Source organism: Haloarcula sediminis (assembly GCF_035656455.1).
Lineage (GTDB): Archaea > Halobacteriota > Halobacteria > Halobacteriales > Haloarculaceae > Haloarcula > Haloarcula sediminis.
On record NZ_JAYMGA010000012.1, the window covers coordinates 1 to 17,808 of the forward strand.

18 protein-coding genes and 1 tRNA gene are annotated in these 17,808 nt (G+C 67.1%); 10 read left to right on the forward strand and 9 right to left on the reverse strand.

Features of this window, described 5'->3' with window-relative positions:
- Nucleotides 1–78 precede the first annotated feature (78 nt).
- The gene (locus tag VJ162_RS16820; RefSeq protein WP_324665889.1) at nucleotides 79–288 is read left to right on the forward strand and encodes a DUF7535 family protein; all 210 of its coding nucleotides are present in this window, start codon (nucleotides 79–81) and stop codon (nucleotides 286–288) included.
- A gap of 5 nt (nucleotides 289–293) precedes the next feature.
- Here the strand turns inward: VJ162_RS16820 and VJ162_RS16825 are convergent, their stop codons facing one another.
- Nucleotides 294–1,280, reverse strand: coding sequence for an ornithine cyclodeaminase family protein (locus tag VJ162_RS16825; RefSeq protein ID WP_324665891.1), 987 nt, complete (start codon nucleotides 1,278–1,280; stop codon nucleotides 294–296).
- Nucleotides 1,281–1,602: 322 nt separating this feature from the next.
- On the opposite strand from VJ162_RS16825, the gene VJ162_RS16830 reads away from it, so the two are divergent.
- The gene (locus VJ162_RS16830; protein WP_324665893.1) at nucleotides 1,603–2,964 is read left to right on the forward strand and encodes a GntP family permease; all 1,362 of its coding nucleotides are present in this window, start codon (nucleotides 1,603–1,605) and stop codon (nucleotides 2,962–2,964) included.
- Here the strand turns inward: VJ162_RS16830 and VJ162_RS16835 are convergent.
- The 4 genes from VJ162_RS16835 to VJ162_RS16850 all read right to left on the reverse strand — a co-directional run bounded on the left by VJ162_RS16835 (nucleotide 2,961) and on the right by VJ162_RS16850 (nucleotide 8,148).
- On the reverse strand, nucleotides 2,961–4,292 hold the full coding sequence (locus VJ162_RS16835; protein ID WP_324665895.1) for a glycerate kinase type-2 family protein: 1,332 nt from the start codon (nucleotides 4,290–4,292) through the stop codon (nucleotides 2,961–2,963). The genes VJ162_RS16830 and VJ162_RS16835 overlap by 4 nt on opposite strands.
- A 281-nt stretch (nucleotides 4,293–4,573) precedes the next feature.
- Complete coding sequence (gene thsB, locus VJ162_RS16840) at nucleotides 4,574–6,250, reverse strand: thermosome subunit beta (protein ID WP_407066876.1); 1,677 nt, start codon at nucleotides 6,248–6,250, stop codon at nucleotides 4,574–4,576.
- A gap of 176 nt (nucleotides 6,251–6,426) precedes the next feature.
- The gene (locus VJ162_RS16845; RefSeq protein WP_324665896.1) at nucleotides 6,427–6,816 is read right to left on the reverse strand and encodes a DUF7383 domain-containing protein; all 390 of its coding nucleotides are present in this window, start codon (nucleotides 6,814–6,816) and stop codon (nucleotides 6,427–6,429) included.
- Between the two features lie 498 nt (nucleotides 6,817–7,314).
- Entirely contained in the window at nucleotides 7,315–8,148 is an 834-nt protein-coding gene (locus VJ162_RS16850) for an NAD+ synthase (RefSeq protein ID WP_324665897.1), read from the reverse strand.
- A 265-nt stretch (nucleotides 8,149–8,413) separates the two neighbouring features.
- Between VJ162_RS16850 and VJ162_RS16855 the strand changes: the two genes are divergently transcribed.
- The 4 genes from VJ162_RS16855 (at nucleotide 8,414) to VJ162_RS16870 (ending at nucleotide 12,561) form a co-directional block, all read left to right on the forward strand.
- A tRNA-Gly gene (locus VJ162_RS16855) sits at nucleotides 8,414–8,484 on the forward strand.
- Nucleotides 8,485–8,667: 183 nt separating this feature from the next.
- The gene (locus VJ162_RS16860) at nucleotides 8,668–8,832 is read left to right on the forward strand and encodes a hypothetical protein (RefSeq protein WP_324665898.1); all 165 of its coding nucleotides are present in this window, start codon (nucleotides 8,668–8,670) and stop codon (nucleotides 8,830–8,832) included.
- A gap of 39 nt (nucleotides 8,833–8,871) precedes the next feature.
- Nucleotides 8,872–11,265: a bacterio-opsin activator domain-containing protein gene (locus tag VJ162_RS16865; protein WP_324665899.1), complete on the forward strand. Its 2,394-nt coding sequence runs from the start codon at nucleotides 8,872–8,874 to the stop codon at nucleotides 11,263–11,265.
- Between the two features lie 306 nt (nucleotides 11,266–11,571).
- Nucleotides 11,572–12,561 (forward strand): PAS domain-containing sensor histidine kinase, encoded by a 990-nt coding sequence (locus VJ162_RS16870; RefSeq protein ID WP_324665901.1) that lies wholly within the window; start codon nucleotides 11,572–11,574, stop codon nucleotides 12,559–12,561.
- Here the strand turns inward: VJ162_RS16870 and VJ162_RS16875 are convergent.
- Both VJ162_RS16875 and VJ162_RS16880 read right to left on the reverse strand, forming a co-directional pair.
- A complete protein-coding gene (locus VJ162_RS16875; RefSeq protein WP_324665903.1) occupies nucleotides 12,558–12,746 on the reverse strand; it encodes a DUF7470 family protein in 189 nt (62 codons plus the stop codon). The genes VJ162_RS16870 and VJ162_RS16875 overlap by 4 nt on opposite strands.
- A gap of 150 nt (nucleotides 12,747–12,896) precedes the next feature.
- On the reverse strand, nucleotides 12,897–13,310 hold the full coding sequence (locus VJ162_RS16880; protein WP_324665905.1) for an SCP2 sterol-binding domain-containing protein: 414 nt from the start codon (nucleotides 13,308–13,310) through the stop codon (nucleotides 12,897–12,899).
- Between the two features lie 107 nt (nucleotides 13,311–13,417).
- On the opposite strand from VJ162_RS16880, the gene eif1A reads away from it, so the two are divergent.
- The 4 genes from eif1A (at nucleotide 13,418) to VJ162_RS16895 (ending at nucleotide 15,683) form a co-directional block, all read left to right on the forward strand.
- Nucleotides 13,418–13,705 carry a translation initiation factor eIF-1A gene (eif1A, locus tag VJ162_RS16885; RefSeq protein WP_324665907.1) on the forward strand — a complete coding sequence of 96 codons (288 nt, stop codon included), beginning with the start codon at nucleotides 13,418–13,420 and terminating at the stop codon, nucleotides 13,703–13,705.
- Nucleotides 13,706–13,746: 41 nt separating this feature from the next.
- Nucleotides 13,747–14,721, forward strand: coding sequence for a serine/threonine-protein kinase Rio1 (gene rio1 / locus VJ162_RS16890; protein ID WP_324665908.1), 975 nt, complete (start codon nucleotides 13,747–13,749; stop codon nucleotides 14,719–14,721).
- Nucleotides 14,722–14,801: 80 nt separating this feature from the next.
- Nucleotides 14,802–14,897 carry a hypothetical protein gene (locus VJ162_RS18630; RefSeq protein ID WP_455429324.1) on the forward strand — a complete coding sequence of 32 codons (96 nt, stop codon included), beginning with the start codon at nucleotides 14,802–14,804 and terminating at the stop codon, nucleotides 14,895–14,897.
- Nucleotides 14,898–15,683, forward strand: a complete 786-nt coding sequence (locus VJ162_RS16895; RefSeq protein ID WP_324665910.1) for a DUF7089 family protein — start codon at nucleotides 14,898–14,900, stop codon at nucleotides 15,681–15,683. It begins immediately after the preceding gene.
- On the opposite strand, the gene VJ162_RS16900 is transcribed toward VJ162_RS16895, so the two are convergent.
- Both VJ162_RS16900 and VJ162_RS16905 read right to left on the reverse strand, forming a co-directional pair.
- Nucleotides 15,684–16,523: a hypothetical protein gene (locus VJ162_RS16900; RefSeq protein ID WP_324665911.1), complete on the reverse strand. Its 840-nt coding sequence runs from the start codon at nucleotides 16,521–16,523 to the stop codon at nucleotides 15,684–15,686. It lies immediately after the preceding gene.
- 44 nt (nucleotides 16,524–16,567) lie between these two features.
- Nucleotides 16,568–17,695, reverse strand: a complete 1,128-nt coding sequence (locus VJ162_RS16905) for an ORC1-type DNA replication protein (RefSeq protein ID WP_324665913.1) — start codon at nucleotides 17,693–17,695, stop codon at nucleotides 16,568–16,570.
- Between the last annotated feature and the right edge of the window lie 113 nt (nucleotides 17,696–17,808).

Genomic DNA, 17,808 nt, shown 5'->3' on the forward strand with positions numbered 1-17,808 from the left:
GGTCTTTTCCTGCTAAAGTCAACACGACCACGGGAGACCGACCGTGGCCTTATCCGCGCGCCATACCTATCAACGAGTATGAGTGAATCGGACGACGCCGACGGTTCGCGGCTGCCGGGGCCGCTCCGGACAGTGACGCCGCCGTCGGGCACCCATCCCGACGCCCAGATGGACGCCATCGGCTGGGTGATACTCCTCGGCCTGCTCGTGCTGTTGCTGCCAGTTCTCCCCATCCTCGTCGTCGTCTGGCTCATCAATGCGGTCCGGGAGTCGCTGGGACAGAACTAGCGGCGTCAGCGCCCGACCAGCGAGAAGTCGGTTCCCTCGCCGGCCGCGCGGGCGTTCTCGTAGGCGACGTGTGCCGCCGCCACGTCCTGAATCGCCAGTCCCGTCGAGTCAAAGAGCGTGATGCCGTCCCCCGGCTCGCGGCCCGACAGCTCGCCGGCGACGATGGCCCCGAGTTCGCCGTGGATGTCGTCGTCGGAAAGCGTGCCCTCGCCCCACGGGACGTTGATCTCACCCGAGTGGGTACACTGTTCGTAGTCGTCGATGACCAGTTTGGCGTCGCGTAAGGTCCGGTCGTCGTGTTCGTGCTTGCCGGCGGCGTCGGCCCCGATAGCGTTGACGTGGGTGCGCTCGCCCAGCCACGCCCGGTCGACGATGGGCGACTCCACCGGTGTTATCGTCGAGAGCACGTCACACCCGGCGGCGTCCTCGATACTACCCGCGCGGGCGTCGAACCGGCCGTCGAAGCGGTCGACGAATTCCTGTTGCTTCTCGGCGTCGCGGTCGGCGACGACGACCGTCTCGATGTCGCGCACGGCGGCGATGGCCTCCAGCTGGGTGTACGACTGGACGCCGGCACCCACGAGCCCGAGCGAGTCCGCGTCGGGGACGGCGAGGTGGTCGGTGGCGACGGCGGCCGCCGCGCCCGTCCTGAGCCGGGTGAGGTTGGTCCCGTCCATCACCGAAAGCGGGAACGCGGTCTCGGGGTCCGAGTAGATGAGCGTCCCCAGCACGGTCGGCAGGTCGTGGTCTGCGGGGTTGTCCGGGTGGACGTTGACCCACTTGACCGCCGCGGCGTCCCACTCGCCGGCGTGGACGTAGGCCGGCATCGACCGGAAGTCCCCGTTGTACTCGGGGAGGTCGATGTAGGATTTGGCCGGCATGACGGTGTCGCCGCGCCAATCGGCGGCGAACGACTCCTCGACGGCGTCGATGACGGCGGGGAGGTCGGCGTGTTCTACCACGTCGTCGGGACCGAGCAACAGCGTCTGCATGGGCTAGTGTGGGGAACGGTTGCACTTAAAAACCGACGCGGGTTCGGGGACTGGTAGCACGGATGGCGGGTACCGGCTCGCCCGTCCGGACCTGTGGGCAGGAGTCCCTCCATCGGACGAACGGTCACCGGAGCATCGACGGTTTGTCGGTGTGGACACTCACAGGTGATCGAGCTATACTATTTGGAGTTTGATTTATTTGTATTAAATCACTTAGCTGTCGGAAACCGGGTACGTGTACTATCCGTAATTATATAATATATCCAATTTAAAATATTGAAATCCCAAAGCCCATCATATATCATGATTGAGGTTGGGGTGCATGCTCCAAGGGTTACCGCTGATACTGTTGTTGCTTGCGGCAGTAGCGTTTATCATAATCGCCACAGCAAAACTGGACCTGCACGCGTTTCTCGCACTCCTCATCGCCGCGTACCTGACCGGACTCGCCGCGGGGCTCGACCCCGCGGAGGCGGCCTCGCTGGTGACAGACGGGTTCGGCGGCATCCTCGGTTACATCGGTATCGTCATCCTCGCCGGGACGATTATCGGGACCTGCCTCGAACGGTCCGGGGCGGCGATCGTCATCGCCGAGACGATTCTCGACTACGTCGGCGAAGAACACACCACGGAGGTGATGGCGATTACGGGGAGTGTCGTCTCCATCCCCGTGTTCTGTGACTCCGGGTTCGTCATCCTCTCGGGGCTGAACCGCTCGCTCGCCCAGCGCTCCGGGCTCTCGCTTTCGACACTCAGCGTGGCGCTCGCCGGCGGGCTCTACGTCACACACGTGTTCGTCCCGCCGACGCCCGGCCCGATCGCGGCCGCCGGGATCATCGGCGCGGACATCGGCCTCGTCATGCTCGCCGGCATCATCGTCAGCGCGCCCATCGTCTTCATCGCCGCGCTGTGGGCCGACAGGGTCGCGTCGAACTACCACATCGACCCCAACCCGGAGATGACCATCGAGGAAATCAAAGACGAGTACGGGACGATGCCCTCGCGGGCCGCGTCGTTTGCGCCGCTGCTCGTCCCGATTGCGCTCATCGCGCTCGGGTCGATTGCGGCCTACCCCGAAGCAGCGAACCCGGAGCTCATCACCGGGCCGCTCCAGCGCTGGCTGCTGTTCATCGGTGACCCGGCGGTCGCGCTGCTCATCGGCGCGTTCATCGCGTTCGCCATCGTCCCTGACTTCGACAGCGATGTCACGGACGAGTGGGTCTCCGATGGTATCAAAAGCGCCGCCGTCATCCTCGCGGTGACCGGCGCCGGCGGCGCGTTCGGCGAGGTCCTCTCCGCGTTGCCCCTCGAAGACTTCATCACTAGTACGCTTGGCGGCCTCGGCGTCGGGCTGTTGGCCGCGTTCGTCGTCGCCGCAGCGATGAAGTCGGCGCTTGGCTCCTCGACGGTCGCCATCCTGACCACGGCCAGCCTCGTCGCGCCGCTGCTTGGCTCGCTCGGTCTGGACACCGAAATCGGCCGGGTGTTCGCCGTCCTCGCTATCGGCGCCGGCAGCATGACCGTCAGCCACGCCAACGACTCCTACTTCTGGATTATCACGGAGTTCTCCGACATGGAGACGGCGACGGCCTACCAGGCGTGGACGCTCGCGACGCTGGTACTCGGCGTCTCGAGTATCATCTGGATCGTCGTCCTCCGGAACGCCGCGGGACTGGTCCTCTAGTCGACGACCACGACCCGCAGGTCGTTGAGGTTCGTCCCGGTCGGCCCCGTCAGGAGGAGGGCCCCACGGGATTCGAGATACGGATACACGTCGTTTTCCGCGAGGGCCTCGCGGGCCGCGTCGGGGTCCTCGACGGTCGTCTCGTCGACCAGTGCGCCCGCCGCGTCGGTCGCCCCGTCGATGCCGTCGGTGTCGACGGCCGCCACCGTGATTTGCCCCTCGTCGCCGCCAGCGAGTTCGAGCGCCGCGCTCGTCGCGAACTCCTGGTTCGGACCGCCCGAGCCGTCCCCGCGGAGTGTCACCGTCGTCTCACCGCCGGAGAGTACAACGGCGGGCGGCGAGACGGGCGTGCCGGTCGCCCGTATCTCCTCCGCGATGGCGACGTGGGTCGTGGCCGCCTCGCGGGCCTCACCGCGGACCCGCGAGGAGAGCACGAGCGGGTCGTAGCCGCGTTCGGCCGCCGCCGACCGCGCCGCGTCGAGGACCGTCATCCCGTCGGCGACGACGTGGTTCGAGACGGCCCCGAGCGCGGGGTCGTCCGCGGTCGGCGTCTCGTCTATCTCGCCGGCAGCGCCGCGCTCCAGACGGGCCGTGACGGCGTCGGGCGCATCGACCTCGTAGCGGTCGAGGACCGCGAGGGCGTCGCCGAAGGTCGACTCGTCGGGGGCGACGGGACCGCTCGCGATGACGCTCAGGTCGTTGCCGACAACGTCGCTGAGAATCAGCGAGACGACCGTCGCGGGGGCGGCGCGACGCGCCAGCCGACCGCCCTTCAGCGCCGAGAGATGTTTGCGGACCGCGTTGATCTCGTGGATGTCGGCCCCGCTCGCGAGCAGGGCGTCGGTCGTCTCCTGGAGGTCGGCAAGCGAGACGTCGCCGGCCGGCGCGACCATGAGCGCGCTGCCGCCGCCGGTTATCGCCGCCAGGACGAGCGTGTCCTCGCCCGCCGCGTCCGCCGCCGCGAGCAGTTCCCGGGTCCCGTCGGCGCCGCGCTCGCTCGGCACCGGGTGGTCGCCCTCGCGGACCGTCACACGCTCCGTCTCTGTGGGGTCGTCCGTGACGACGACGCCGCGGTCGAGCCGGTCGCCGAGCTCGCGTTCGAGCGCGACGGCGACGTGGGCCGCGGCGTTGCCGCCCCCGAGGACGACCAGCTCTTCGTATTCGCCGAGGTCATATGTCGCGTCGTCGATCCGGAGGGTATCCCCGTCGAGCGTGACCGCCTCCCGGACGACCGTTCGGGGATGGCCCGCCTCGATACCGGCCTCGACGCAGTCGAGTGCGACATCGCGGGCCTCGGTCGCGGCGAGGCGGTCGTAGTCCTCGATCATACGGAGCCACCTGCTGTCACGGCGTGCGGGAAATCGCGGCTCGAAAACGAGGTCTGCGCTCGCGTCACCGGCATCGGACCGACGGGGAGATCGGGGCGCCCTATTGCGTTCATAGTCGAGATATATCCCTGGAACTGGTAATACTTGGGTTCGGAATAGCGTCCCCTGGGAGCGTACCGGCACTGTCGAGAAACGCAGCGGTCACGGTCGGAGACAGCGCGACGACCCGCAGTTGCGGGTTACAGCTCGTCCGCTCGGCGAATCTCGTTACCTCGATTCGCCTACATCATACCGCCCATGCCGCCGCCCATGCCGCCGGGGGCGCCACCGGGCGCGCCGCCGGGGCCGCCCTCGTCCCCGTCACCGGAGGTCGAGAGGTCGCCCGCGGCGATGATGTCGTCGATCTTGAGCACGAGGTTCGCGGCCTCTGCAGCCGAGGAGACGGCCTGTCGCTTGGCGTGGGCCGGCTCGACGACGCCGGTTTCGAGGGTGTCCTCGACGTCACCGGAGAAGACGTTCAGGCCGGCGCTGACCTGGCCGTCCTCGTGGGCAGCCCGCAGGTCGACCAGCGTGTCGATGCCGTCCAGGCCGGCGTTTTTCGCCAGCGTGCGCGGGATGATTTCGAGCGCGTCGGCGAAGGCCTCGACGGCGAGCTGCTCGCGGCCCTCGACGCCGTCGGCGAAGTCCCGCAGACGGCGTGCGACCTCGACCTCGGGGGCGCCGCCGCCGCCCAAGACCTGCCCCTGGGTGACGGTGGCGGCGACGACGTCGAGCGCGTCGGTGACGCCGCGTTCGAGCTCGTCGACGACGTGGTCGGTCGAGCCACGCAGGAGGAGGGTGACGCCGTGGGCGTCCTCGTTGGAGCCCTCGACGTAGAACAGCCCCTCGACCTCGTCACGGCGGACCGAGCCCTGACCCAGGTCGGCCTCGCTGGCCGAGTCGAGGTCCGAGACGACGTTGGCGCCCAGGACCTCCTTGAGGAACTCGATGTCGGACTTCTTGGCCCGCTTGACGGCGAGGATGCCCTTCTGGGCGAGGTAGTGCTGGGCCATGTCGTCGATGTTCTTCTGGCAGAACAGGACGTTGGCGCCGGTGGCCTCGACCTGGTCGACCAGTTCCTTGAGCTGCTCTTCTTCCTTATCGAGGAAGTTCTGGAGCTGGCTCGGGTCGTCGACGGAGAGCTGGGCGTCGACCTCGGTCTCTTCGAGTTCGATGGCGGTGTCCATCAGGAGCACCTTCGCGTCGTCGACGGTGGTCGGCATCTCCTCGTGGACCGGGTCCTTGTCGACGACAGCGCCTTCGAGCAGCTCGGAGTCGCCGGCGGCGCTGCCGGTCTGTGTCTCGATGTTCAGGTATTCGAGGTCGACGACGTGGTCGCCCTCGTCGGTCTCGACGGTGACGGCGTTGACCGCGTCGACGATGAGCTGACCGAGCAGCTCCTTGTTGAGCTCGGCGCCCTTGCCGGTCATCGAGGTCTCGGCGACCTTCCGGAGCAGTTCCTCGTCGTCCGGGTCGACTTCGGTCGAGATGTCCTCGATGGCGGCTTTGGCCTCCGTCGCGGCCAGGTCGAACCCTTTGATGATGGCCGTCGGATGGATGTCCTGCTCCAGCAGGTCCTCGGCGTTCCCCAGGAGCTCGCCCGCGATGGCGACGGCGGAGGTGGTGCCGTCACCGGCCTCGTCCTCCTGTGTCTCGGCGACCTCGACGATCATCGAGGCCGTCGGGTTGTCGATGTCCATCTCCTGGAGGATGGTGACGCCGTCGTTCGTGACGGTTACGTCCCCCGTCGAGGAGACGAGCATCTTGTCCATCCCCTTGGGACCGAGTGTCGAGCGAACGGACTCGGCGACCGCTCGGGCGGCCGAGATGTTGTGTTCCTGTGCGGACTTGTCTTTCATCCGTTGGGAGTCCTCTCCCAGGATGATCATCGGCTGGCCCTGCATCTGGCGCTGGCTCATAATCAACTGATTGATTGTCTGTGGTTCTATATAAAAGTGCGGGGTTCGGGGCCGTGCGGGCGAGCGCCGGGGACGGGGGCGTCGGAGTCGAAACCGCCCTACTGCGACCGGACCGGTTCAAATCCGTGTGACAGTATCGCACAGTCCGGTGATCGCAGCGCCGCCCTTTTAAGTACTCACTCGACGGGTTCCTTCCAGTGGACGACGGCCGTCCCGACGATGAACGCGTCGTCGGTGTCCCGGTCGCGCCGGAACTGAATCGTGTTTTTCCCCGGCTGGAGTTGCGTGTCCGCGATGGTGTCCATCCAGTACTGCCACCCCTCGCCGGGCGCGATGTCGAAGCCGGTCAGCTCGGCCCCGTTGACCCGTATCTCGTGGCTGAACTCGGCGACGTCGTACACCTGCATCTCCACGTACGGTTCGACCGGCGCGTCGGTCGGGACGGTGAAGCTGACCTGGTCGGTGCTGTCCCCGGAAAACTCCGCCCACGACACGTCCAGCGAGTCCGCCGACGGGCCGAGATGCTGCTGGAACGAACAGCGAGCGTAGTTGGCACGATGTGACATATCGGAGCCTCGGACGGCTGGTAGATAAAGTGCGGTGGCGCTAGCAGGAGTAAACGATTCAGTAATCACTGATTCAGAGAGTCCACTAGCAATCCGTGTCAAAAGCATTGCTAACAGCCAGAAAGCCCCGCTGGGCTAAACTCGGGGGACTCGTTGCGGTCCTCAGACGCTACGCGTCTTGCGGTCCTTACGTCGTCCGCCTTCGTTTAGCCCAGCGCCCCTTTCAGTCCCACCCATAGCCGGTTGGTCAGTCCTTGCTAGGTGGGACTGAAAGGGGCCGGACGCTCGGCGTTCGAGGCGAAGTAAGCACCGAAACGAAGCGAGGAGCGCAGCGAGCCGCAGTTCGCGAGGGACCAAAGGTCCCTCGTCTTGGCGAGCGGCGAAGCCGCGAGCCAAAGCCGAGCGTCCGGGGGCTTTCTGGCTGTTAGCATCAACTACCAACGGGACCGTCTGGCTGGTAAGAGCAGTATTCGCGTACCCGGACTAACCAGCGATAACTCAATAAAGCGGGTCGGGTCCGGGCGGCATCGCGCGCTTGTGCGCGCTGGCCTCGTACATCTCCCGGACCTGGTCGACGACACTGGGCGGGACGCCGATGTGGTCGGCGGTGGCGTCTCTGGGCACGCCGCCGTCGATATGCAGCGCCAGCACCGAATCGAGCGTGTCATAGGTCATCCCCATCTCGCCGGCGTCGGTCTGGCCCGACCACATCTCGGCGCTTGCGGTCTTCTCGGCGAGGTCGTCGGGGACGCCGACGTGTTTGGCCAGCTGGCGGACCTGCTGTTTGTACAGCCCCGCGATGGGGTGGCAGTCGACGGCGCCGTCGCCGTACTTCGTGTAGTAGCCCACCAGCGCCTCGCTGCGGTTGCCGGTCCCCAGGACGAGGGCGTTCTCGTGGTTGCCCACGAGGTAGTTCAACACGGCGCGACAGCGCACCCGGAGGTTCCCCACGGCGAGCTGGTCGCCCTCGGCCGCTGGGTAGGCATCCAGGAAGGCGTCCACGAGCGGGTTGATCTCGATGACGTCGTAGTCGATACCCAGCAGGTCGTTTGCGACCCGCTCGGCGTCGCTCATGTTGTCGGCCGCGTTGACCTCGCTGGGCATGACCAGCCCGTGGACCGCGTCCCGACCCAGCGCCTCCACGGCGAGGTGGGAGACGAGCGTGCTGTCGATGCCGCCCGACAGCCCCATGACCGCGCGGTCGACCCCCGCCGCGTCGAGTTGGCCCTCGATGAACGCGGTGATGTGCTCGCGGTGCGCCTCGAGTTCGGCCTCCGAGAAGGCCAAATCGAGCGGGTCCGTCGCCCGCATAACCGTGTCGGCGTCAGCCATACCGGAGTGTTGGTCGGACGAAACAAATACCCATCTATCGGCGCGGTATTTTCGGACGTACGTCCACCAGCCGGCCGAGTTTCGGTCCCGGCGTCCACAGCAGTCGAAACGCTACGTTCAAGTGCGCGCCGTGTGACGTTTCAGTCAAGCGCCGTTGTTGAGCGATTCCGACGGAATCGCGATGCACGGGGCGAGTGAAAACGAGCGCCGTTGGTGAGCGAACACGGAGTGTTTGCGAGCCTCGGGGCGCGAGCGAACGAAGTGAGCGCCGTTGGTCCAGTGGTAGGACATAGCCTTCCCAAGGCTAGAGCCCGGGTTCAATTCCCGGACGGCGCACTCCCTGCGGTCGTTTGCCGTCCGACGTTCGCGAACGCTATGCGTTCGCTCACTCCCGGACGGCGCAGTTCTGTGGGCAGCACACGTGAGAGCTGTGCGTGTAGGAGACAGAACGAGCCGTCCGGCCAGTTACTATTCCTTAAACAGGTCTAGGCGGGACATTTATGCCAGAGAATAACACACATGTCACGTACACCCATGGCAGACTGCGACAACTGCAACGACGAGGTTGGCCACCTATGGAAGCACCGGCGACCGACCGAGACGATGACCTACCGGCGCGAGGAGTGGCTCTGTGCCGGCTGTCACCCCCGGGTACACGAGGGGCTGGCCCCGAGCGGGGCCTGACCCGCACATTCATATGGTGGAATAGCTAACCAGTTAGGCATGGACTGCGGGCAAACCGTCCTCGTCTGTGGGGACGACGAGGAACAGGTTGCGAAGACGGCGGCCGGCCTCGACGCGATCGAGGGGGTACTGGACGTTCGGACGGCGACCGGCGGGACGACGGCCGAGTCGGTCGGCGATGTCGACTGTGTGGTCAGTCTGGCGTTCGACCCGCCCGACCTGGTGGCGGACCTCCGGGCGGAGCGGCCGACGCTCCCGGTAGTGGTGTTCACCGAGGGCGGGCCCGAGCGGGTCAGGGAGGTGTTGGCCGACGAGACGCTTTCGTACGTCCGGCCGGGCGGCGACGCGCAGTACACCGTGCTGGCCCACCGCATCGCGTCGGTGGCGAACGAGGACGGACCGACGGCGATGGGGGCGTTTGACCGTCACAGCGAGGTCATCGACGCGCTCGACGACGGGGTGTACGCGCTCGACGACGATGGGGAGTTCGTCTTCGCCAACGAGGCGCTGGCGGAGCTGACAGGCTACGACATCGAGGAGCTGCTGGGCGAGCACACCGCCGTCATCAAGGACCGGGAGACGGTCGAGCTCGCGGAGTCGAAGCTCCGGGAGCTGCTGTCGTCGTCGGGCCGCGACGACATCGGGACCACCTTCGAGCTGGAGCTTCGGCGGGCCGACGGGACGACCATCGCCTGCGAGGACCACATGACGGTGCTGTACGGTCCCGACGGCGACTTTCGCGGGACCGCCGGCGTCATCCGGGACATCGCCGAGCGCAAGCGCCGCGAAGAGCTGCTCTCGGCGCTACAGGAGACCTCCCGGAGCCTGATGCAGGCCCCGAGCCGCGAGGACGTGGCGAGCATCGTCGCCGCCGCGACCGAGCGGGTACTCGGGCTGGAGATGGCCGTCGTCCGGCTGTACGACGCCGACGAGGAGGTGCTCCGGCCGGAAGCGGCGACCGACGCGGTCGTCGAGCGGCTTGGCGAGCGGCCGGTGTATGACTTCGACGGCGGGGAGGCGGGCCGGGTCTTTGCCTCCGGCGAGACGCTGCGCTACGACACGACCCACGAGCTCGACGAGAGCGGCACGACCGTCGGCTCCGGGCTGTACATGCCGGTCGGCGTGCACGGCACGTTGAGCGTGCTCTCGACCGACGAGGAGGCCTTCGACGACATCGACCGGCAGGTCGTCGCGCTGCTTGCGACCAACGCCGCCGCGGCCTGCAACCGCGCGAAGCGCGAACAGGAGGTCAGAGAGACCAGAGAGCGCATCGCGACCATCCTCGAACGCATCAACGGGCTCATCCAGAACACCGTCGAGGTGCTGGTCGAGGCGACGACGCGGGAGGCCGTCGAGGCCGGCGTCTGTGCGGAGCTGGCGGCGACGGAGCCGTACACGTTCGCCTGTATCGGCCGCCCGGCGGTGCGGGGCAGTCGCCTCGACATCAGCGAGTGGGCCGGTGAGACGGCACTGGTCGGAGAGTCGATACCGGTCGACGACGGCGCGCCGGGGGCGACCGCGCTGGCAGAGGGCCACAGCGAGATTATCGACGACCTCGGGGATATCGACGAGGAGTGGGTAAAGCGGGCACACGGGGCCGGCGTCGAGTCGATGATGGCCATCCCGCTTTCCTACACCGACTCGACCTACGGCGTGTTGTTCGTCTGTTCGGACCGCCCCGACGCCTTCGACGACCGCGAACAGGTCGTTCTGGAGGCGCTGGGGCGGGCCGTCGCCAACGCCGTCAACGCCATCGAGAGCGGAAAGATACTGTCGGCCGACAAGGTCATCGAACTGGAGTTTACCGTCAACGACCGGGCCCTACTGCTGAGCCGGCTCTCGGCGTCGACCGAGGCGGCGTTGACCTCCGTCGGGACCGTGACCCAAAACGACGGGTCGCTGCGGCTGTATCTCGACGCCGAGGGCGGCGAGAGCGAGGCCATCCTGACGGCGCTCGAAGCCGACGACGGCGTCCGCAGTGTCACCCAGGTGGCCGAACACGAGGGGTCGGCGCTGTTCGAGGTCACCATGGGCGAGTCGCTGCTGGCGACGCTGGTCGACCACGGCGCGGTGCCAAAGGAGATAACCGGCGAGAACGGCATCGCCCGTTACACCATCGAACTCCCCTACGAGGGCGACGCCCGCGAGGTGTTCTCGCTGGTCGAGGACAACTACGACGGCACCGACCTCGTGGGCTATCACGAGCACGAGCGGCCGGTCCAGACCCAACAGGAGTTCCAGGCGTCGCTCTCCGAGCGCTTTACCGACCGCCAGGAGACGGCGCTGCGGACCGCGTATCTCGGCGGCTTCTTCGACTGGCCCCGCGAGGTCGACGGCGACGAACTCGCCGAGGCGATGGACATCTCCCGGCCAACCTACCACCAGCATCTCCGGGCCGCCCAACAGAAGGTGTACGAGGAACTGTTCGAGTAGGGGGTTGGCACCGAGCGTAGCGAGGAACCACCATGCGAAACGGCGACCGAGGGGCGCCGTGGAGCGCGAGGAAGCGACTGAAAGGAGGGCTCGAAGCGGGGAACGCAGTGCCCCACGGAGCGCGAGGAAGCGACCGCAGGGAGCTTCCCCGGAACAAGCGAGCGGAGCGACCCGCTGGCGTCCATCGCGGACGCATATCGGACCGACACCCGGGTAGTGAACGTCTGGTCCCCGAGACGGTCCCGCTTGCGGGTCGGGTCCCACAATCCTGCGAACTGTTATCACGAACGGCCGCGTAGCCGTAGCATGAGTGTCGAGGGGGACGTTCTCGAACGGGCGCTGGACACCCTGGATGACGTCATCTACATCTACGACGAGACGGAGCGGCTGGTCTACTGGAACCAGCGGCTCAACGAGCTGTATGACCTGAGCGACGAGGAGCTGTCGGGAATGGCAGCGACGGAGTTCTTCCGGCCGGCGGACCGGCCGACGGTCGAGGCGGCCATCGACGAGATACGCGAGACGGGCGAGACTGTCGTCGAAGCGGTGAGTCCGACGGTCGAGGGGCCGGTCCGCTTCGAGCTAACCGGGCGGCGGCTCACCGACGACGACGGCGAGGTACTCGGGTTCGCCGGCATCGGCCGGGACGTGACCGAACGCTCCGAACAGGCGGGCCAGCTCAGCCAGCAAAACGAGCGACTCGCCGAGTTCGCGGACCTGCTGGCACACGACATCCGGAACCCGCTGTCAGTCGCGAGCGGTCACCTCGCGCTCGCCCGCGAGGGCAGCGAGGGGTCGCTCGACGCCATCGAGTCGGCCCACGACCGCATCGACCGCATCATCACCGACATCCGACTGGCGACCCGTGAGGGGACGCTGGCGACCGATATCCGTCCGACCGACGTCGGCGCGGTAGCCCGCGAGGCGTGGGAGTACGTCGACACCGACGACGGCGTCTTCGACGGCCCGGACGACCTCCGTCTCGACGCCGACGCCGACCGGCTCCTGCGACTGTTCGAGAACCTCTTCCGAAACGCGATGGAACACGGGCGGTCTGACGACGGGACCGTGACGGTGCGACTCGACGCCACGCCCGAGGGCTTCGCCGTCGAGGACGATGGCCCCGGTATCGACCCCGCCGTCCGGGGGCGCATCTTCGACCCCAGCGTGAGCGACACCGCCGGTGGGACGGGGTTTGGCCTGCACATCGTCCACACTATCGCGACGGCCCACGGCTGGGACGTCGCGGTGACCGACGCGGCGGGCGGCGGCGCACGCTTTGAGTTCACCGTCTAGGGCATCCCGCCCAGCCCGAACGAGGACAGCAGGCTGGTCACCAGTCCGTAGACGACCAGCCCCAGCCCGCTCACCACCAGCGCGAGCCCGGCGGCCAGAATCAGACTCTCCCAGGCGACCAGGCCGATACCTGCAAGCAGGACGACGATGCCGGCGACGCCGGCGACACCGAGTTTCTCAAACATGGTCGTCCTCCGACCGTCGACCGAAAAAGCCCGTCGAAGGTCGTCGGGTCCGGACGGCAGGGCAGCCACACGGGACAGTGGCCCAGCGTGGCTGCGGTGCCGCGCTGAAGCGCCGTCCCGGACGGCTGTTCTGCCGCCCGGACCCGTGGCTCAGTACTCGAATTCGGTGTCGATCGACTGGGCGGCGGCGACCATCTCCGAGACGGCGTCCTGGCGGCGCAACAGGGTCATGGTGTTGCCCGCCACGTCGAAGGTGCCGTCCATGACGGACTCGGAGACATCGAGTTTGCCCGAGAGCAGGTCGGCCCAGGCGTCGTAGGGGCCCCGCATGGCGAAGTCGTGGTCCGCCTCGTCCGCTACCAGGGCCGTCTCGGTGCAGGCGCCGTCGGCGAGCTCGACGAGGAAGCGAACGGGGTCGCCGTCGTAGCGGTCGTCGGCCCGTATCTCGAAGAGGAACGTCGCCTCGAAGTCGTCGGCAGCGGCCGCAAAGTCCTCCCGGTCGTTGATGCGGTCGCGCCAGGTGGTAGCCCACGCGGCGGCGTCAGCCGGCAGTGACAGTGTCATTGGCAGCCGTTCTGTTGGCCGGGTCTTGGGCCTTTTGACATCACACCGGCCCCGTCGCGACGGGCAATCGTACAAAACTTAACCCTCCCGGGACCGAACACCCGGGTATGAGCGACAACGAGGGCCGGAAGGACCTGCGGATGCCCGAGGACAGCGAGGTGTTCGCCGTCGTCACCAACATGCTCGGGGCGAACCGCGTGAAAGTCCGCTGTATGGACGGGGTGGAACGCACAGCCCGGATTCCGGGCAAGATGCAAAAGCGCATCTGGATTCGCGAGGACGACGTGGTCCTCGTCGAACCGTGGGACTGGCAAGACGAGAAGGCAGACATCACCTGGCGTTACGAGAAACAGGACGCAGACCAGCTCCGCGAGGAGGGACACATCAAGGAGTAGCGCCGAATGCACCGCGCCACAGCGTCGACGGGTGACCGGACGTGACAGACAGCGACTTCGGGCTGCTCGACACCGACGAGGTCGACGGCGTCGGCGACGAGTGGGAGGAGATAGACGTAAGCGACACCGACGCCGACCGCATCGCCCGCAAGCGCGACCGGGAGTTCAGCGAGTTCCGCGAGCGCATCAAGGACGCGGACCAGTTCAAGGTCGAGGCCAGCGTCTTCGACGACGCCACCTACGGCGCGCTGTACAAGCTCGTCCAGGACGGCCACATCGACGCCTTCGGGGGGCCCATCTCGACGGGCAAGGAGGCCAACGTCTACACCGCGCTGGCGGGCAGCCAGGCGCGTGGCGCCACGGACGGGGAGAGCGAGGGGCCACAGGGCCACGAGGTCGCGGTCAAGGTGTACCGCATCAACGCCTCCGACTTCAAGGACATGCGGGGGTACCTCGACGGCGACCCGCGCTTTGAGGGCATCGGCTCGGACAAGAAGAAAGTCGTCACCGCGTGGGTCCGCAAGGAGTCCTCGAACCTCAAGCGCGCCCGCCGTGCCGGGGTGCGGACGCCGGAACCCATCGCCGTCGAGCGAAACGTCCTCGTGATGGAGTATCTCGGCACCGAAGAGGGGCGGGCCAAGCGTCTCAGCGAGGTCCACATCGAGAACCCCGACACCGCCTACGAGGTCGTCAAGGAGTATCTCCGTCGCCTGTACGACGCCGGGCTGGTCCATGGCGACCTCTCGGAGTACAACATCGTCTTCCACGAGGGACAGCTGTACATCATCGACCTCGGGCAAGCGGTGACGGTGCACCATCCCAACGCCGACGACTTCCTCGAACGGGACTGTCGCAACGTCGCGAACTTCTTCGCTCGCCAGGGCGTCGAGACGACGCCAGAGGAGTTGCTCGCGTACGTCCGCGAGCACGCGACGCCGGACGACAGCGAGGACACCGCGCCCGGCAGCGACGACGACGCCGTGCCACAGGGGACCCTCGAAGAGCAGCGGGAGTGAGCGAACCGAAGCGTTTGTGAACAGGTGCAAGGGAGACGGTTTTCTCAAGGTTTAATGTCCGGCCTGCGATACCCACCCACATGAGTACGGCAACGAAAATTGTCCTGGGTACCATCGCTATCGCCGCACTGCTCTCGGTCGCCATCGTCGCGAACCTCATCGTGTTCTCGGCGTAGATGTTCAGCGAGCGCACCCTCGACGGGGACGTGGCCGCTGTGCGTGACGCCTACGTGCCCGAGGCCGTCGTGCTGAACAGCTCGACGGACTTCGAGACGCTGGACCCCGGAGCCGCCGAGGACCTGCTTCTGGTGACCGACTCGGTCGACCCGCTCGCGCTCGACCCGTCGTGGGTCCCCGAGAGCGCCCCGGACCAGCTCCACCGGTACATCGGCGGCGACTTCACTATCGGCCTGCCCGGCGACGGCGGTGTCGCCTGGACCACACAGACCGAACCGCCCTGTGTCATCGTCAAGCCGCGGCTGGAGACCTCGCCCGACGACTTCGTCGACTTCCTCGTCGCCGAGGCCATCGTCGAGACGGGGCTGGGCGAACCGGAGCAGTTCATCGAGTTCTTCGGCGAGGCGTATCGCGAGCTTGCGGCGACGACCGACCCCCAAGTCGGTCCGTCGGGCACCTACCAGCTCGCGGTGGCGCTGTACGACGCCTATCTCGGGCGACAGACGCGGTCGGTCTTCGAGGGATGGGCCGACGACCACCCCGAGCTGCATGCCGCTTGGGCCGACGCCGGCGAGCGGCTGAAGCCGCGGCTGTCGGACCTCTCGGGCGAGCTCGCTCGCGGCCAGACCGACTTCGCCGCCGCCGCGGAACTGGCCTGCAGCGCGGTCAAACACGGACTGGAGCTGCCCGCCCCCTTCGCGGCGCTCGATACCGCGGCCTACGACGACCACGGCGCCGACTACGCCGTCCGGTGGGCCGAGAAGACCTTCGAACAGCTGTCCTGATCACGCTTCGGGCGGCCGGATCGTGAAGCCGACTTCGGCGTCGAGCGCGTCGATGCGATAGGTGTACGTGCCCGGACGGTTGATGCGGAAGTCCGTCTTTTCGACCTCGACCGCCTCGCCGGCCGGAACGTTCTCGCGGTACTGGGAGTCGAGCGCGACGGAGTCAGCCCTGGCGGGGTCGACCGTGACGGTGTCGGTGACAACGCTGCTGTCGCGGTCGCTCAGGTTCCGGAACTCGAGTGTCCAGTCGAACGCCTCGCCGGCGACGGCGTCGTCCGGGAACTCGGCGACGGTCATCTCGACCTCCCCCTCGCCGAGCGGCTCGACGAGTTCGGCGGCCACCTCGGTCGAGGTCGACGTTCCGTAGTTCTCGGAGTTGACGACTACCTCCGCGGTGTAGCTGCCCGGCTCCCAGTCAGCGGTGCCGAAGCTGAACCAGGCCCGGCGGCTCACGCTGTCGCCGTCGGCGACGACGTCCACCTCCTGCGTGTAGGTGTCGAGACGAGTGTCGCCGTCGAAGACACGCGCTTCGGCGAGTCCGCGGGCGCTGCCCCCGCTGGCCGGCAGGTCGTACTCCACGCCGACGACGAGCGGGGCGCCCCGACCGACGCTGTCGATGTCGCCGAGGGCGTCCGCCCTGCGGTCAAGCAAGAGTCCCGCGTCCGTCACAGTCGGCGTCGGGTCGGACCGCTCGGGTGTCGCAGTCCCCTCCCCGGCCGGCGTGGGCGTACCGTCAGTGGCCGCCGTGCCGTTTGCTGCCCCTGTGTTTTCCCCCTCGCTACAGCCGCTGACGGCCGCGGCGGCTGCCCCCAGTGCAGTGAGATAGGCTCTCCGGTCCATGGTGGGCCGGGACTGGCCGCGGTATCGTACTTAAACGTACGGCCTCAGAGCCGTTCCAGCACGGCGTCGGCGTCGTAGTTGAGCGTCAGCTGGCGCGAGCGGCCGCGCCCCTCCACCTCGGTGTAGTCGGCGTCGATGATGCCCAGCTGGTCGAGCTTGTTGATTATCTCGGAGTAGCGGGTGTATCCCAGCCCGCTTTTGTCGTTGAACGCGTCGTAGATGTCGCCGGCCCGTTTGCCGTCGTGCTCGGCGATGACCTCGACCAGCGCCCGCTCGGAGTCCGACAGCTCCTGTAGCCGCCGGGAGAGGTGGACGTACTTCGACTTGTCGTAGGCCGATTCCACGTCCTCCAGTTCGACGGAGCGGGACGCGCGCATCTCGGCGTTCATCCCGGCCCGCCGGAGGAGATCGATACCGACCCGCAGGTCGCCGCCCTGTTGCTCCGTGAGTTCGGCCACGCGGTCCAGCACCGTGGGGCCGACGACGCCCTCGTTGAACCCCCGCTCGACGCGCTCGTCGAGGATGTCGACGATCTCGGCCTGGCCGTACTTGTTGAAGTAGACCTCTTCGGGCCGGAACACCGACTGAACACGGGTGTCCAGTTCCTCGATGACGTCGAGTTCGAGGTCCGAGGAGACACAGATGACGCCGACGCGGGCGCCCGAGTGGGCCTCGTGGGCGCGCAGCAGGGAGTACAGCGTGTCGCTGGCCTCCGATTCATAAAAGAGGTAGTTCACGTCGTCCAGCGCCACCACCAGTACCTCGTCCTCCTCGACGAGCTTGTCGGTTATCTGGGAGAACAGCTTCTTGAAGGATATCCCGGAGGAGGGGGGCTCGTAGTCGAAGATAGCGGCAAAGAGCCGGGAGAAGACGGCATAGCGCGTCGAGTCGACCTGGCAGTTGACCCGCACCGCCTGGACGTCCGTCTGGGCGGTCAGCTCGTCGAAGAGGATCTGGGTCGAGGTGGTCTTGCCGGTGCCGGGCGGGCCCCGCGCGATGACGTTCAGCGGACGCGAGCCCCGGACGGCGGGCCGGAGCGCGTATTTCAGCGTCTCCATCTGCGTCTCGCGGTGTTTGAACGTCTCCGGCAGCCAGTCTATCTCGAAGACGTGTTCGTCCCTGAAGACGGACTCGTCCCACCCGAGCATGTCCTCCTCAGGATTGTCGCTCATCACTTTCACCGAGCTTCGCTGCCCACTTAACCATTTGCCACCGACAGTGAACGTGGAGCTGCGGGGCCGAGACGGTTCCCGAGCGGCCAAACTGACGACCGGGCAGCGACGCC